The organism is Bradyrhizobium sp. RDI18 (assembly GCF_043203335.1).
GTDB classification, from domain to species: Bacteria; Pseudomonadota; Alphaproteobacteria; order Rhizobiales; family Xanthobacteraceae; genus Bradyrhizobium; species Bradyrhizobium retamae.
Window position 1 is genome coordinate 6,104,265 of sequence record NZ_JBICRN010000008.1, and the last position, 15,315, is coordinate 6,119,579.

Here is a 15,315-nt window from a genome sequence, read left to right on the forward strand (position 1 = left end):
TTTACCGTCCTGCCCCCAAGCAAGCCTTAACCTAACGCGTTGACTGTGGCGAAAACGTGCCCGGTGTCGAATCCGGATGGATAGTAGTTGACGTAAACAATCTCTCCGGCGAGGAGAGATTGTTGATCTTGTTCGGAAATTCTGCCTTCGGGCGGTAGTGCTCCGGATTACCGGGTGAACCGCGGTTGAGGTCGCCGGCCGATCGGTGCCGGTGGCGTCATGGGCGACGGACCGCCGAACAGGCGCTCGAAGAATGACGGGCCGGAGGAGAAGGTGTTGTCGCTGGCGAAGTTGACGCCGGCCGGCAGGCTCGAGCCGGGCGGGCGCGAATAGCTCGGCTGCGCATGAGCAACCATGGCCTCCAAATCCTTGCTGCGGCCGTTCCTGAGCAAGGCGATCATCGTGGCGTCGCGGCCATAGATGTCCTTGCGGATCTGCAGCTTGCCGGCGTCGTCCACGAAAGCGGTCTGGTAGGTGATGTTGACCGGAATCGGCGTCGGGAATTTCAGGTCGATCTCGCTGCGGCCATACATGCTGCGGATCTTTTCCGGCGTGTAGCGCTCGTTCGGCATCACGATATTGAGCAGGGTCGAGGCGTATTGATCCGGATTCTGCACCCGCATGCAGCCATGGCTGAAGGCGCGTTCTTCCTTGGCGAACAGGTGCTTGTCCGGGGTGTCGTGCTGATAGACCAGGAACTTGTTCGGGAAGTTGAAGCGAATGCGGCCGAGCGCATTGGCTTCACCGGGCGGCTGCGAAATGTGGATGCTGCCATCGCGGCGGCGCTCGAGCCTCAGACCCATGCGATCCAGCACGGTCGGGTCCTGCTGCAGGGCAGGCAGATATTCGTTGTAGATGATCGACGGCGGTACGTTCCATGTCGGGTTGACGGTGATGAACTTCATCGTCTCCGTCAGCATCGGCGTCGCATGTTTGCCCGGCTTTCCGGTCACCACCCTCGTCGTCCAGACCGGGGCCCCGTTCTGCATCACTTTCAGCGTGAAGTCGGGCACATTGAGAATGACATAGGCATTGCCGAGCGAGGCAGCGCCGAGTTGGCGCGGCAGCCAGCGCAGGCGCTCCATGTTGACGAGTACTACGTCGATCTGCCGGTCGCGCTTCGGGCTGTTGATCGCCTTCACCGTGCGGTCGTCGAGCACACCGGTCGGCTTGAGATCGGCGCTCTCCTGGAATTTGCGTACGGCGGCAGCAACCTTGGCGTCGTAATGCGTGCCGTCGGGATTTTCGGTGACGCCGAGCTTGGCGCGCAGTTGCGGCACGCGCGAGTCTTCCGGCGCGACCTCATCCTGCTTCTTGGTGGCAGCCTTGTACGCCAGCGCCGGACCCTCGGCGATGTAGATCATCGGTCCGTCGCCCTGGCCGCGTAGCTCGGCGAGCTTGGCCTTCAGGTCCTTGTAGAGCTTGTGCGGCGGATTGTAGCCGTCGAGCGCGGCGGAAGCGTCCTTGGCGGTCGAGATGTTGGCGAGCACTTCCGCCGGGTCGGTCGGGTGCTCGGGATAGAGGATGTCGCCAGCGACCTGCGACCAGTGCATCCGGCCGCTCTGGGCCTGTCGCGCATAGTCGAGCATGCTCGCGGTCAGTTTCAGTTCGGCTTCGGCGAGCTGGTCCGGCGACGTGGCGGCGGCAAAATCCGGCACCGGATAGTCGGCCGGATTGAGGCCCTCGGCGGCGGCGTCCTTCAGGCGGGCGATCACGCCCTTGCCACTGTCGGTCAATTTGCCGGCTTGCGTCCATTGCGGCGCATAGTCCCGCGCCGAGTAGAACTTCTCGACGGCAGCGCGCTCGTTCTTGCGGTCGAAATCGCGCAGCGATTTGGCGCCGAGCATGTCGCGCAACCGGTCGGCGACCGGCTGATCGGCCGGTGCGACGGTGCTGACCTTCACCGGCTCCTTGGCGGGTTCGGGGGCGGGCGCGGTGGCTGTCGCGGCCGGAGGCGTGGTTGTGACGGCGTCGCTCGGCTTGGCCGGCGCGGTGACGTTCTCCGTCGGCTTGATATCCGTCTTGGGTTCAGCCGCCTTCGGGGCCGTCCCCGGTTCGGCCGGCTTCGCTGTGGCCTTGTCTGTGGCCTTGGCCGCATCGGGCACTGCGCCGGTCGCGTCCATCTTGAAATCGCCGATCGTGGGAGGCGGAACGTTGGCGGGCTCGGGACGGGGAATTGCTGCGTCGATCGCGAGTTCGGCAGCACTGGCGCGCGGCGTATCCGACGGAGCCGCCAGTGCTGAGGTCGCTGATACCGTGAGGAAGGTTGCCGCGACGGCCATCAGCACGCGGTCAAATCCTGCACGATTCGAACAGTCACGCATCGTCACACCCCCTTGGGCGAAACTGCCCCGGCATGGAACAGTCGTTGGCATCGTTCATAGCTTGCGCGGGAAAGCGCCGGCCTCGATCGGTTTCTCAGTCGTACGCCTGCAGTCACGATTCAAACGCAGACGATACATGTGCCCCTTTCATGCAGCCAGCGCCATGCGGGACAACTCACGACAAACTGACCTCAAACTACCCGTTTGCACTCGGGTCACGCGGTTTTGCCACGCCACCCGCCATTTGTCTGTCACCGCCAAGCCACGGTTCAAAAGCTTCCGAACGACCGATGTCCTTGGTTTGCCACGATCTTTGCCACGCGGGCGCCGTAATCGCGCAAGCGCCCGTTGCTCGCGTCTCAACTGGCGTCCTGCGCGCCGCCTTCGGCCGGATCGTTGGCGGCAGCTTCATCGAGTTTACGATAGAGCGTGGAACGACCGATCTTGAGCCGGCGCGCGACCTCCGACATCTGGCCGCGATAATGCGAGATCGCGAAACGGATGATCTCGTTTTCCATGTCTTCGAGCGGCCGCACCTCGCCGGTGGCGGTCAGCATCGAAAGGCTGCCGGCAGTGGCGAGCGGGGCAATTGGTATTTCGCTACCCGACACCATGGCAGGCGCCGTCGACGGCGCGACGACCAGCGGCTCGCTGTGCGTTAGCTGGCCGTCCGGCGCGGCCTGGCCGAGAACTTGCGGGAAATCAGACAGGCCAAGTTGATCGCTCTCGCTCATGACGACGGCGCGATACACCGTGTTTTCGAGTTGGCGGATGTTGCCGGGCCAATCGAGCTGCGCGAGATGGGTCACGGCCTCGCCGCTGATGCCGGTGATGGTGCGGTTCTCCTCGGCTGCAAAGCACGCCAGGAAATGCCGCAACAGATGCGGGATGTCTTCGCGCCGCATCCGCAGCGGCGGGATGGTCAGCGGCAGCACGTGCAGCCGATAGAACAGGTCCTCGCGGAACGCGCCGCTCTTCACGAGGTCGAGCAGCTTGCGGTTGGTCGCGGAAATGATGCGGACGTCGACCTTCACCGGCTTGCGGCCCCCGACCGCCTCGACGGTTCCTTCCTGCAGCGCGCGCAAAAGCTTTACTTGCGCCGCGAGCGGGAGCTCGCCGACCTCGTCGAGAAACAGCGTGCCGCCGGAAGCTTCGACGAACTTGCCCATGTGCCGTTCGGTGGCGCCGGTGAAGGCGCCCTTCTCGTGGCCGAACAGGATCGATTCCACGAGATTGTCGGGAATGGCGCCGCAATTGACCGCGACGAAGGGTTTCGCTTTGCGTTCGCCGGAACCGTGAATGGCGCGGGCGAACAATTCCTTGCCGACGCCGGATTCGCCTTCGATCAGAACAGGAATGCTGGAAGCTGCCGCCTTCTGCGCGGTGCGCAGCACGGCTGCCATGGTTTCGCTGCGCGTGATGATGTCGGCAAAGGTCAGCCGTCCCTCGCGGCTGTGGCGGATGCGCTGCAATTCGCCCTTGAGCGCTGAGGTGTTGAGCGCGTTGCGCAGCGACACCTGCAGCCGTTCGAAGCCGACCGGCTTGACCACGAAATCCTGCGCGCCGGCGCGCATCGCCGAAACCACATTGTCGATGCCGCCATGCGCGGTCTGCACGATGACGGGGATGCTCAGGCCTGTTTCGCGCATTTTTGCGAGCACGCCGAGCCCGTCGAGGCCGGGCATTACGAGGTCGAGCACGACCGCGTCGATCGCCTGCGCATCTGGAGCCGTCAGCAAGGCCACGGCCGCATCGCCGCTGTCGACGACAAGGGGCTCATAGCCGCACTTCTGCACCATGTTCTCAACCAAACGGCGCTGCACGGCGTCGTCGTCGGCAATCAAAATGGTCGCAGCCATGGCTCTCCCCGCACGCTACTGTATTGTACCGAATCGGGGCAATTTCGCCGATGCCGATTAACGTTCTCTTAAACGTTGAAAACGGCCTTGTTGAGAATCGGCTAGAGGTTGAGGTGGGGCCACACCTCGATCGCGCCGCGATAGCACATGTCGAGAGCCACATAGAGGATGATGGCGAGGCCGACATAGGCGATCCAGCGCTGCTTCTCCAGCAGGCGCGCGATGAAGTTGGCGGCAAGCCCCATCAGCGCGATGGAGAGCGCCAAGCCGAAGATCAGAATCATCGGATGCTCGCGCGCTGCGCCGGCGACGGCGAGCACGTTGTCGAGCGACATCGACACGTCGGCGAGCGTGATCTGCCAGATCGCCTGGCCAAGCGTCTTTTGATGACCCGCCGGGGCTGATGCATCGACCGTCCCGGCAGCCGACAGATCATTCAATTTCGGCTCATGATGATGCGATGAACGCAACTCGCGCCACATCTTCCAGCAAACCCAGAGCAGGAGAATGCCGCCGGCGAGCAGCAATCCAATGATCTGCAGCAATTGGACGGTGATGGAGGCGAAGCCGATCCGCAGGGCCGTGGCGGCCAATATGCCCACCACAATCGCCTTCCTGCGCTGGGCATCGGGCAGTCCAGCGGCTGCAAGCCCGATGACGATCGCATTGTCGCCGGCGAGCACCAGATCGATCATCACGACCTGGAAAAACGCTGTTAGGGCTTCTGAGGAGATCATTTCAAACATGCGGGCCACTCCGTGAATTGGTCCAATCCGACATCGCAGTTCGCTTGAACTGCCAGAGGGGCCCGGGCTTGGACGCGCGTAAAAAACGTCGCAGTCAAACTGCGCAGATTTCTTCTTGTTACCCTGGTTGATGCGAGAGGGTGAAAAGCCTGACCATCTGGTCCGGCTCGATCAAAACGGACAGGACGACGCCGATGAACGTCAGGCTTCCGGCGAGGTCGAACCACATTGTGCGGAATCGGTCGCGCCGGCAGAGCAGCGCAAAGCCAGCCGTTACAGCAGCAGCCGCAAACAGCAGGGTCACGATCGCCGGCGCCAGTGCATCCGCGGGCACCACGTTTCGAATTCCGACGGTCGCGATCAACGCCACGACAAGAATGCCGGCGAACAACTCCTTGACGCGCGCCAAAGGTGCTCGGTCGCTCGTTCGGACGATCTGACTGCGGTCCAAGAAGGCCATCGGAATCTTATTCGCGAACTAAGATTGTGGTAGGGAACTTCACCGATCCCGGTATTCAATTTAGCTAGTTTAGTAATCATGAAACGAGTGAAACATCAAGACGTTTCCGCTGAACGGCTTGCCGGCAAGGCCGCGCCGGAAGCCAAGCAATTGCGTAAACTGGCCGGGGATTGGCTCAAGCAGCGCAGGGCGGATGCCGAATTGTCGCAGGCGGATCTCGCTGCTCGCCTCGGCCTGAAATATTACACGTTCATCTCCCAGGTCGAGAACGGGTTCAGCCGCGTTCCAACTGAAATTATGGGAGCGTGGGCGAGCGAATTGGGTCTTGAACCGGCCGCCTTCGCTAGGCATCTTTTAAGGTACTACGAGCCGGAATTGCACCGGCTGCTGTTCGGAGCGGAAAGCACATGAGCGTGGTTGCGTTCGAGCGCAAACAGGACGCGGGCGAGTGGAGCGAGCGAGAACTCAGCACCATTATCGCGGCTCTGAACGCAGCGCTTGCGCCGGGCACCGGACGCGAATGGGAAACCGGCATGACGGAGAAGCGCGATGCCCAGTTCTACCTGCTGGGACCGCTTCCGGATCAGGCTTGCGAGTTGTGCGTGTCGCGGATCGGCGGAAATTATATCCTTGAGGATGGTTTTGGACGGTTGCTCTTCGAGCACCGAAACCTCGATCTCGTCGCGCTGCACGCGCGGGCGGCAGTCCCGAGCACCTCGTGGCTTATGGTACGCGTGATCGTGTTATGGTGCGCGATCCGTAGCGTGATGCACGAAAGGCTCGAGCCGATGCTCGCCGAAAGTGAGGAACTGCTTGTCCAATTGGCACCGCAGCTTTCGGCTTTCGCGTGATCTCGCCCAATTTCCTGATCACCTCTCAATTTTGAAAGTGTCATGAGCGCAAAATCTGCGACCTCCCGAGCCGTCAAGACGTCCCGTAAGCCCGTCAAGGGCAGCAAGGCGAGCGCAGCCAAACCCAAAACCGGCAAATTGCCGGAATGGAACCTCGCCGATCTTTACTCCGGCATCGACGCGCCTGAAATCACTCGCGATCTCCAGAAGATGGATACCGACTGCGTCGCGTTTGAAACGGACTACAAAGGCAAGCTGGCGGAACGCGTTGCCCGCGACGAGGGCGGTCTTTGGCTAGCGGAGGCGATCAGGCGCTACGAGGCGATTGACGATTTGGCCGGCCGGCTTGGCTCCTATGCGGGCCTCGTTCATGCCGGCGACGGCGTCGATCCCGTGATTTCCAAGTTCTACGGCGACGTCTCCGAGCGGCTGACGGCGGCCTCGCTGCATCTGCTGTTCTTCGCGCTCGAACTCAACCGCATCGAAGACGCCGTGATCGAGCGCGCGATGCAAACGCCTGAGCTCGCGCATTTCCGGCCGTGGATCGAGGATCTGCGCAAGGACAAGCCGTATCAGCTCGAAGATCGCGTCGAGCAGTTGTTTCACGAAAAATCCCAGAGCGGCTATGCCGCCTGGAACCGGCTGTTCGACCAGACCATCTCCGGCCTGCGCTTCAAGGTCGGGACCAAGGCGCTCGCCATCGAACCGACGCTCAATCTGCTGCAGGACCGTGCGCCGGAAAAGCGCAAGGCCGCCGCGCAGGCGCTGGCGAAAACGTTCAAGGATAATGAGCGGACCTTTGCCCTCGTCACCAACACGCTCGCCAAGGATAAGGAAATTTCCGATCGCTGGCGTGGCTTCCAGGACGTTGCGGATTCGCGCCACCTGAATAACCGCGTCGAACGCGAGGTCGTCGATGCGCTGGTCGGCTCGGTTCGCGCGGCCTATCCGCGGCTGTCGCACCGCTACTACAATCTGAAAGCCGGCTGGTTCAAAAAGAAGAAGCTGGCGCATTGGGACCGCAACGCGCCGCTGCCGTTCGCGGCGGCTGGCACGATCGCCTGGCCCGAGGCGCAGAAGATGGTGCTGACGGCCTATCGCGGCTTCTCCGCCGAGATGGCTGATATCGCGGAACGTTTCTTCACCGACCGCTGGATTGATGCGCCGGTGCGGCCGGGCAAGGTGCCGGGCGCGTTCTCGCACCCGACCACGCCCTCGGCGCATCCGTATGTGCTGATGAATTACCAGGGCAAGCCGCGCGACGTGATGACGCTGGCGCATGAGCTCGGCCATGGCGTGCACCAGGTGCTGGCGGCGAAGAACGGCGCGCTGATGGCGCCGACGCCGCTGACGCTTGCGGAGACAGCAAGCGTGTTCGGCGAAATGCTGACCTTCAAGCGGCTCCTGTCGCAGACCAAAAACGCCAGGCAGCGCCAGGCGCTGCTGGCCGGCAAGGTCGAGGACATGATCAACACCGTGGTGCGGCAGATCGCGTTCTATTCGTTCGAGCGCGCCGTGCACACCGAGCGCAAGAACGGCGAACTGACCGCCGAGCGCATCGGCCAGATCTGGCTCAGCGTGCAGGGTGAAAGCCTCGGGCCGGCCATCGATATCCGTCCGGGCTACGAAAATTTCTGGATGTACATTCCGCACTTCATCCATTCGCCGTTCTACGTCTACGCCTATGCGTTCGGCGACTGCCTGGTGAACTCGCTTTACGCGGTCTACGAAAACGCCGCCGAGGGTTTCGCCGAGCGCTATCTCGCCATGCTCGCGGCCGGCGGCACCAAGCATTATTCCGAACTGCTCAAGCCGTTCGGGCTCGATGCCAGGGATCCCAAATTCTGGGACGGCGGGCTGTCGGTCATCGCAGGCATGATCGACGAACTGGAAGCGATGGGCTGACCGGGGCGCCAGCGGCCACCAAACGGATTTGTGATGGGCCGCGGACGCAATTTTTCCCGCCGTCGCCCTACATGATGACGGTGACGACAGAAGGGAAGTGCCCCATGATCGACACCCCGACGCGGCGCGTTGTACTTGGAGCGGGCGTCTTCGCAGCCGGTTCGCTGCTCATGGTCGATGGCAGCATGGCTCAGGCCCCGCTTGCACCCACGCCGGAATGCCACGATGGCGAGGCGGCAACATTGCCGCAAACCGAAGGGCCATTTTTCAAGCCGTCATCGCCTGAACGGATCGAACTGCTCGAAGAAGGCATGGCCGGACAGCCGATCGAGCTGGTCGGCTTCGTTCTTACCCGTGCCTGCAAACCGATCGCCGGAGCCTTGCTGGATTTCTGGCAGGCCGACGACAAGGGCCGCTACGACAATTCCGGCTTTCGCCTGCGCGGTCACCAGTTCGCCGATGCGGAAGGGCGCTACCGGTTGCGCAGCATCCTGCCCGGCGCCTATGTCGGCCGCACACGCCATATCCACGTGAAGGTGCAGCCGCGCGGCGGCCGCGTGCTGACCACCCAGCTCTATTTCCCGGGCGAAGCGCTGAACCACACTGACGGCCTGTTTCGCAAGGAGTTGCTGGTACGCACGGCCAAGAACGCCGGCTGGCTGGCCGGGCGTTTCGATTTCGTGGTCGGATAGGGGTGGTTCGCCCTTCTGCACGAGGGGCCGCGTAAAACATTTGTTGAACGGACTGCGGAGCCGTGTTATACATATTGTATAACGGAGCTGGTGCCAATGAACAAAACCCCTCGCGGAATGGAAGAAGCCTCTCGCGAATACAAGCTTGAGGACACCGCCCTGCAAATTCGTAAAATTGGCAATTCGGTTGGCGTGATCCTGCCGAAAGAGCTTCTTGCCCGGCTCAATCTCAAGGAGGGAGACAAGTTCTATCCGGTCGAGCAACCGGATGGCAGTCTGCGGCTCTCACCTTTCAATCCGAAGCACGCGCGGACCATGGAAATCGCCCGCCAGGTCATGCACGAATATCGCGATACGTTTGCCGCGCTTGCAAAATGAGCGAGCCAATCTGGCTCGATGTCGATGAAGTCATCGATATGCATGCCGAGCAACTGGCGATATTCGGTGGACCGGAAGGAATTCGAGACCGTGGCCTTCTTGAGTCGGCGATTTTGCGGCCAGTGAACCAATGGAATTGCGGGCAGACCGATATGGCAGCGCTCGCCGCAGCCTATGCGTTCGGTCTTGCCCGTAACCATGCGTTCGTGGACGGCAACAAGCGCATCGCGTTCCACGCCATGATGGTTTTCCTGCGCGGCAACGACATACCCTTTGCGCCCGACCCGGCGCACGCGACGTCGATCATCCTCTCCCTCGCCGCTGGTGAGGTCAGCGAAGAAAGCCTGACCCGCTGGATCCGGGATAATTGGCCTTCCGAATGACCCGATAGGCAGGGGGCCGTTGCCCTCCCAAACGCTTTGCGGTAATTGCACGCGAGAAACGCGGATTTTGACTGGGGATACCGATGGCAGACCATAACGAAGTGGCCTACACGACCGCTGACGGCAACGACTATCAGGCCCATGAGCAGACCTATGAAGGGTTCATCATGTTGGTCAAATACGGCACCATCGCCGTCGTAATCATTGTCGCCCTGATGGGCTATTTCCTGACCTGACGCGTCGTGCCTGCACCGCCGGCCCCGGCGGTGGCCAGAAAATTCGCACGCATGCCGGTTGCGAAACCGGTATCCAACTAAGCGAAAAAAACGCTAGTTTGCTTGCGCGCGCCCGCCGCGCCGGGGAGGCCTCATGAAAATTGCCGTTGCCAAGGAAATCGATCCGTCCGAACCGCGGGTTGCCGCTTCCCCGGACACAATCAAGAAATTCAAGGCGCTGGGCGCCGAAGTTGCGATCGAACCGGGTGCGGGCATCAAGTCGGGCCTGCCGGATTCCGAATTCACCGCCGTCGGCGCCACCGTCAGCGCGGACGCGTTGAAGGACGCCGACATCATCATCAAGGTGAAACGGCCGGAGGCCTCAGAACTCGCCAAGTACAAGCGCGGCGCGCTGGTCATCGCCATCATGGACCCTTACGGCAATGAGGCGGCGCTGAAGACGATCGCAGATGCCGGCGTCTCGGCGTTTGCGATGGAACTGATGCCGCGCATTACCCGCGCACAAGTCATGGACGTGCTGTCCTCGCAGGCAAATCTCGCCGGCTATCGCGCGGTGATCGAGGCGGCCGAGTCCTTTGGTCGCGCGTTCCCGATGATGATGACGGCGGCCGGAACCGTGCCGGCGGCGAAGGTGTTCGTGATGGGCGTCGGCGTTGCCGGCCTGCAGGCAATTGCGACCGCGCGCCGGCTCGGTGCCGTCGTTACCGCAACCGACGTGCGTCCGGCCACCAAAGAGCAGGTCGAATCGCTCGGTGCCAAATTCCTCGCGGTCGAGGACGAAGAGTTCAAGAACGCCCAGACCGCCGGTGGCTACGCCAAGGAAATGTCGAAAGAGTATCAGGCAAAGCAGGCCGCACTCACCGCCGAGCACGTCAAGAAGCAGGACATCGTGATCACGACCGCGCTGATCCCGGGCCGCCCCGCGCCAAGGCTCGTCAGCGCCGAGATGGTCAAATCAATGAAGCCGGGTTCGGTGCTGGTCGATCTCGCCGTCGAGCGCGGTGGCAACGTCGAAGGCGCGAAGGCGGGCGAGGTCGTCGATGTCGATGGCATCAAGATCGTCGGCTACACCAATGTCGCCGGCCGCGTGGCGCAATCGGCCTCGAGCCTTTACGCCCGCAACCTTTTTCTCGTTCATCGAGACGCTGGTCGACAAGGCGAACAAGGCGCTCGCGGTCAATTGGGAAGACGAACTGGTGAAAGCCACCGCGCTGACCAAGGACGGCGCCGTCATCCATCCGAACTTCCAGCCGAAAGCCTAAGGAGAGAAGCCATGGAGCATGTCGCCCAAGTCGTCGACCCCTTCGTATTTCGGCTGTCGATTTTCGTCCTCGCCGTCTTCGTCGGCTACTTCGTGGTCTGGTCGGTGACGCCGGCGCTGCATACGCCACTGATGTCGGTGACCAATGCGATCTCCTCGGTGATCGTGGTCGGTGCGCTGCTCGCGGTCGGCGTGCCGATGATCTCGAGCGGCAGCGGCTGGGCACGCGGCTTCGGCTTCGTCGCGCTGATCTTCGCCTGTGTGAATATCTTCGGCGGCTTCCTTGTCACCCAGCGCATGCTGGCGATGTACAAGAAGAAGGCCAAGTGAAATGACGGCGTGCACCTCGCGGGTGACAAAGACAATGGGGACCTGAGATGAACGCCAATCTGGCTGCACTGCTGTATCTCGTGGCGGGCGTGCTCTTCATCCTGTCGCTGCGCGGACTGTCCAGCCCCGCGACATCACGCCAGGGCAATCTGTTCGGCATGATCGGCATGGCGATCGCGATCGGCACGACGCTCGCGAGCCATCCGCCGGCGGACGGCGTGGCTTGGCTGCTGGTCGTGCTCGGCATCGCCATCGGCGGCGGCATCGGCGCTGTCATCGCGCGGCGCGTGCCGATGACCTCGATGCCGGAGCTGGTCGCGGCCTTCCACTCGCTGGTCGGCATGGCCGCGGTGCTGGTCGCCGCCGGCGCCTTCTACGCACCGGAAGCCTTCGATATCGGCAAGCCCGGCGCCATTCACGCATCCAGCCTGGTTGAAATGTCGCTCGGCGTCGCCATCGGCGCGCTGACCTTCACCGGCTCGGTGATCGCGTTCCTGAAGCTTTCCGCACGCATGAGCGGTGCGCCGATTATCCTGCCCGGCCGGCACATCATCAACATCGCGCTCGCGCTGGCGCTGGTGTTCTTCATTTTCGGTCTGGTGCGCTCAGGCAGCGCGCTCGACTTCTGGCTGATCACGATCATCGCGCTGGTGCTCGGCGTGCTGATGATCATCCCGATCGGCGGCGCCGACATGCCGGTCGTGATCTCGATGCTGAACTCCTATTCGGGGTGGGCCGCGGCCGGCATCGGATTTACGCTGGGCAATTCCGCGCTGATCATCACTGGCGCGCTGGTCGGCTCCTCGGGCGCGATCCTGTCCTACATCATGTGCCACGCGATGAACCGCTCGTTCATCTCTGTCATTCTTGGCGGCTTCGGCGGCGAAACGGCGGCCGCGGGCGGCGGCTCCGGCGAACAGAAGCCCGCCAAGCTCGGCTCGGCCGACGACGCCGCCTTCATCATGAAGAACGCCTCCAAGGTCATTATCGTGCCCGGCTACGGCATGGCGGTGGCACAGGCCCAGCACGCGCTGCGCGAAATGAGCGACATGCTGAAGAAGGAAGGCGTCGAGGTGAAGTACGCCATTCATCCGGTCGCGGGGCGCATGCCCGGCCACATGAACGTACTGCTCGCCGAAGCCAACGTGCCCTATGACGAGGTGTTTGAGCTCGAGGACATCAACTCCGAATTCGCCCAGGCCGACATCGCCTTCGTGATCGGCGCCAACGACGTCACCAACCCGGCGGCGGAAGAAGACAAGACCTCGCCGATCTACGGCATGCCGGTGCTGCAGGTCTGGAAGGCCGGCACCGTGATGTTCATCAAGCGCTCGCTGGCATCGGGCTATGCCGGCATCGACAATCCGCTGTTCTACCGCGACAACACCATGATGCTGCTCGGTGACGCCAAGAAGGTCACCGAGAACATCGTCAAGGGGATGTAACGCGATCGCAGGAAATTCATGACCGGGCTGAAATGGCTGCTGATCATCGTTTCGGCGGGTTATATCTGTGGTCTGCTCGCGATGTTCTTCGCGCAGCGCGCCGTGCTGTTTCCTGCCCCGACAAGCGTGCGCACGCCGCCGCAAACGGCTGGCTTTCCTGAAGCAGAAGAACATATCCTGGCCACGGCCGACGGTGAGAAGATCATCGTCTGGCATGTTCCGGCCAAGCCGGGGCGTCCGGTCGTCCTCTACTTCCACGGCAATGGCGATTATCTCGCCGGCTTCTTCGGCCGTTTTCGCGGCCTGATCGCCGACGGGACAGGAATCGTCGCGCTCTCCTATCGCGGCTATGCCGGCTCGAGCGGGCAGCCGAGCGAGCAGGGATTGCTGCAGGATGCCGCGGCCGCCTATGCTTTCACGGCTGCGCGATACAGCGCGGACAGAATCGTTGCGTGGGGATTCTCGCTCGGCACCGGCGTCGCAGTTGCGCTGGCGGGCGAGCAGCCGGTCGGAAAGCTGATCCTGGAATCGTCCTATACTTCCATTGTGGACGTCGCCGCGTCCGCGTTCTGGTTTGCGCCGGTGAGGCTGTTGATGCGCGATCAATTCCACTCCGACCGGCGCATTGTCCGGATCAGGGTTCCGCTGCTCATGATGCATGGCGCGCTCGATCCCACGATACCCGTTGCCTTTGGTGAACGGCTGTTCGCGCTGGCGAACGAGCCGAAGCGGTTTGTCCGCCTTGCCCGGGGAGGTCACAACGATCTGGACAATTTCGGCGCGATTGAAATCGCGCGGAATTTCATCAACCTTGCGCAGGGATGGTCGCAGCATGGACGGGCGTATCTTCCGTCCACGAACCGGTTGGGAACTTGACCGCATGAGCGCACATGGACCGATGCCGCGATCAGCCTGGATATTCCCCGTGCTGGCGGTGCTGCTCTTTGCCGTGGCTACCGGCCTCGATATCAACTTTACACCATCGGCCGGCGGGTTCGTGTTTGCGGTGCTGCTGCTCGCAATCCTGTTCGGCACCGTGTTCGCGGCCGTGCACCATGCCGAGGTGATTGCCGAGCGGATCGGCGAACCCTACGGCACGCTATTGTTGACGCTTGCGGTCACCATTATCGAGGTTGCGCTGATCGCCACCATCATGCTCGGCGAAAAGCCGCAGCCGGCGCTGGCGCGCGACACCGTGTTTGCGGTGGTGATGATCGTGTGCAACGGCCTGGTGGGCCTGTGTATCTTCATCGGCGGCTTGCGCTACCGCGAGCAGGATTTTCAGGTCTCGGGCGCCAACCTTTATCTCAGCGTGCTGTTCGTGCTGGCGACCATTACGCTGATCATGCCCAATTATACGCTGACGGCGCCGGGGCCGATCTATTCGGCGGCACAGCTTGGCTTTGTGGACCTGGTCACGCTCATGCTCTATGGCGTGTTCCTCTATACCCAGACGATCCGGCACAGTGATTATTTCATCAAGGGCGGCGCCGGTGCCACCGGAACATCATCCCTGTCGAACCGGATGCTGGCGCTCAGCATCGCGCTGCTGCTTATCTCCCTGCTCGCCGTGGTGCTTCTGGCGAAGAAATTTTCGCTCGTGGTCGATGTCGTGACGGCGATGATCGGCGCCCCACCGGCGTTCGCCGGCGTTCTGGTCGCGGTCCTCATCCTGCTGCCGGAGGGAGTCACCGCTATTGCAGCGGCGCGCAACAACGATCTGCAGAAGAGTATCAATCTCGCGCTCGGATCGTCGCTGGCAACCATCGGGCTGACTATTCCCGCGGTCGGCGTGGCCACCTACGCGCTCGACAAGGAACTCGTGCTCGGGCTCAACGGTCAGGGCATGGTACTGCTGCTGCTCACATTCGCCCTGAGCATGCTCACCTTCGGCACCGGCCGCACCAACATCCTGTTCGGGCTGGTGCACATGGTGGTGTTTGCCGTGTTCCTGTTTATGGTGTTCGTGCCGTAATCGGAGAAGAATGAAATGCTTGCCGCCAAATCCGACGTTCAGGTCGACACACCGGAAGTTCGCGTCACCGAGTGGCGGCTGGTGCCGGGCAGTGCCACCGGCCACCACACCCATGAAATGGACTACGTGATCGTGCCGATAACCTCGGGCGAGATGACGATCGTCGCGCCGAACGGCGAACGCACCAAGGCCCAGCTCGCCTCCGGCAAATCCTATTTCCGGAAGGCCGGGGTCCAGCACGACGTGCTCAACGAGACCGCAAGCGAGATTGTGTTTCTGGAGGTCGAGCTGAAGCCCTGAGCCTCTCTCGGCTTCCAGCTTGATTGCGGGTGCCGGCTCTGGAACTCGTAGGGCAATTGGGCAGACGTCGCTGCACCTGCACAGGAACTGCTGAATTGCCATCGATCCGTCGCAGTTGATCCCTCAATGTGCCTCAAAGTTCCAGCAAATAAAGGGCCGCGGGGAGTGGC

16 protein-coding genes and 1 pseudogene are annotated in these 15,315 nt (G+C 62.3%); 13 read left to right on the top strand and 4 right to left on the bottom strand.

Annotated features, from left to right (window positions below; all coding sequences use genetic code 11):
* Nucleotides 1–167: 167 nt before the first annotated feature.
* The 4 genes from ACFXS9_RS38480 to ACFXS9_RS38495 form a co-directional block, all read right to left on the bottom strand.
* Entirely contained in the window at nt 168–2,324 is a 2,157-nt protein-coding gene (locus ACFXS9_RS38480) for a L,D-transpeptidase family protein (protein ID WP_392698488.1), read from the bottom strand.
* 359 nt (nt 2,325–2,683) lie between these two features.
* Nucleotides 2,684–4,183: a sigma-54-dependent transcriptional regulator gene (locus ACFXS9_RS38485; RefSeq protein ID WP_392698490.1), complete on the bottom strand. Its 1,500-nt coding sequence runs from the start codon at nt 4,181–4,183 to the stop codon at nt 2,684–2,686.
* 101 nt (nt 4,184–4,284) lie between these two features.
* A complete protein-coding gene (locus ACFXS9_RS38490; protein ID WP_392698492.1) occupies nt 4,285–4,929 on the bottom strand; it encodes a TerC family protein in 645 nt (214 codons plus the stop codon).
* A 118-nt stretch (nt 4,930–5,047) separates the two neighbouring features.
* A complete protein-coding gene (locus ACFXS9_RS38495; protein WP_392698494.1) occupies nt 5,048–5,338 on the bottom strand; it encodes a hypothetical protein in 291 nt (96 codons plus the stop codon).
* Between the two features lie 138 nt (nt 5,339–5,476).
* Between ACFXS9_RS38495 and ACFXS9_RS38500 the strand changes: the two genes are divergently transcribed.
* The 13 genes and pseudogenes from ACFXS9_RS38500 (at nt 5,477) to ACFXS9_RS38560 (ending at nt 15,145) form a co-directional block, all read left to right on the top strand.
* A complete protein-coding gene (locus ACFXS9_RS38500; protein ID WP_392698495.1) occupies nt 5,477–5,800 on the top strand; it encodes a helix-turn-helix domain-containing protein in 324 nt (107 codons plus the stop codon).
* A gap of 2 nt (nt 5,801–5,802) precedes the next feature.
* Nucleotides 5,803–6,240 (top strand): hypothetical protein, encoded by a 438-nt coding sequence (locus tag ACFXS9_RS38505; RefSeq protein WP_392698497.1) that lies wholly within the window; start codon nt 5,803–5,805, stop codon nt 6,238–6,240.
* Nucleotides 6,241–6,282: 42 nt separating this feature from the next.
* Nucleotides 6,283–8,145: a M3 family oligoendopeptidase gene (locus ACFXS9_RS38510; RefSeq protein ID WP_392698499.1), complete on the top strand. Its 1,863-nt coding sequence runs from the start codon at nt 6,283–6,285 to the stop codon at nt 8,143–8,145.
* Nucleotides 8,146–8,249: 104 nt separating this feature from the next.
* Complete coding sequence (locus tag ACFXS9_RS38515) at nt 8,250–8,837, top strand: intradiol ring-cleavage dioxygenase (protein ID WP_392698500.1); 588 nt, start codon at nt 8,250–8,252, stop codon at nt 8,835–8,837.
* A 117-nt stretch (nt 8,838–8,954) separates the two neighbouring features.
* A complete protein-coding gene (locus tag ACFXS9_RS38520) occupies nt 8,955–9,215 on the top strand; it encodes an AbrB/MazE/SpoVT family DNA-binding domain-containing protein (RefSeq protein WP_057838483.1) in 261 nt (86 codons plus the stop codon).
* Entirely contained in the window at nt 9,212–9,598 is a 387-nt protein-coding gene (locus tag ACFXS9_RS38525) for a type II toxin-antitoxin system death-on-curing family toxin (protein WP_392698501.1), read from the top strand. The genes ACFXS9_RS38520 and ACFXS9_RS38525 overlap by 4 nt, the downstream gene beginning before the upstream one ends.
* A gap of 83 nt (nt 9,599–9,681) precedes the next feature.
* Nucleotides 9,682–9,834, top strand: coding sequence for an aa3-type cytochrome c oxidase subunit IV (locus tag ACFXS9_RS38530; RefSeq protein ID WP_057847315.1), 153 nt, complete (start codon nt 9,682–9,684; stop codon nt 9,832–9,834).
* Between the two features lie 133 nt (nt 9,835–9,967).
* A pseudogene (locus ACFXS9_RS38535) lies at nt 9,968–11,096 on the top strand (Re/Si-specific NAD(P)(+) transhydrogenase subunit alpha).
* Between the two features lie 11 nt (nt 11,097–11,107).
* Nucleotides 11,108–11,425 carry a proton-translocating transhydrogenase family protein gene (locus ACFXS9_RS38540; protein ID WP_161850089.1) on the top strand — a complete coding sequence of 106 codons (318 nt, stop codon included), beginning with the start codon at nt 11,108–11,110 and terminating at the stop codon, nt 11,423–11,425.
* Nucleotides 11,426–11,472: 47 nt separating this feature from the next.
* The gene (locus tag ACFXS9_RS38545; RefSeq protein ID WP_392698502.1) at nt 11,473–12,870 is read left to right on the top strand and encodes an NAD(P)(+) transhydrogenase (Re/Si-specific) subunit beta; all 1,398 of its coding nucleotides are present in this window, start codon (nt 11,473–11,475) and stop codon (nt 12,868–12,870) included.
* An 18-nt stretch (nt 12,871–12,888) separates the two neighbouring features.
* Complete coding sequence (locus ACFXS9_RS38550; protein ID WP_392698504.1) at nt 12,889–13,746, top strand: alpha/beta hydrolase; 858 nt, start codon at nt 12,889–12,891, stop codon at nt 13,744–13,746.
* Between the two features lie 4 nt (nt 13,747–13,750).
* Complete coding sequence (locus ACFXS9_RS38555; RefSeq protein ID WP_392698506.1) at nt 13,751–14,845, top strand: calcium:proton antiporter; 1,095 nt, start codon at nt 13,751–13,753, stop codon at nt 14,843–14,845.
* Nucleotides 14,846–14,860: 15 nt separating this feature from the next.
* Nucleotides 14,861–15,145 (top strand): cupin domain-containing protein, encoded by a 285-nt coding sequence (locus tag ACFXS9_RS38560; protein ID WP_392698508.1) that lies wholly within the window; start codon nt 14,861–14,863, stop codon nt 15,143–15,145.
* Nucleotides 15,146–15,315: the final 170 nt, after the last annotated feature.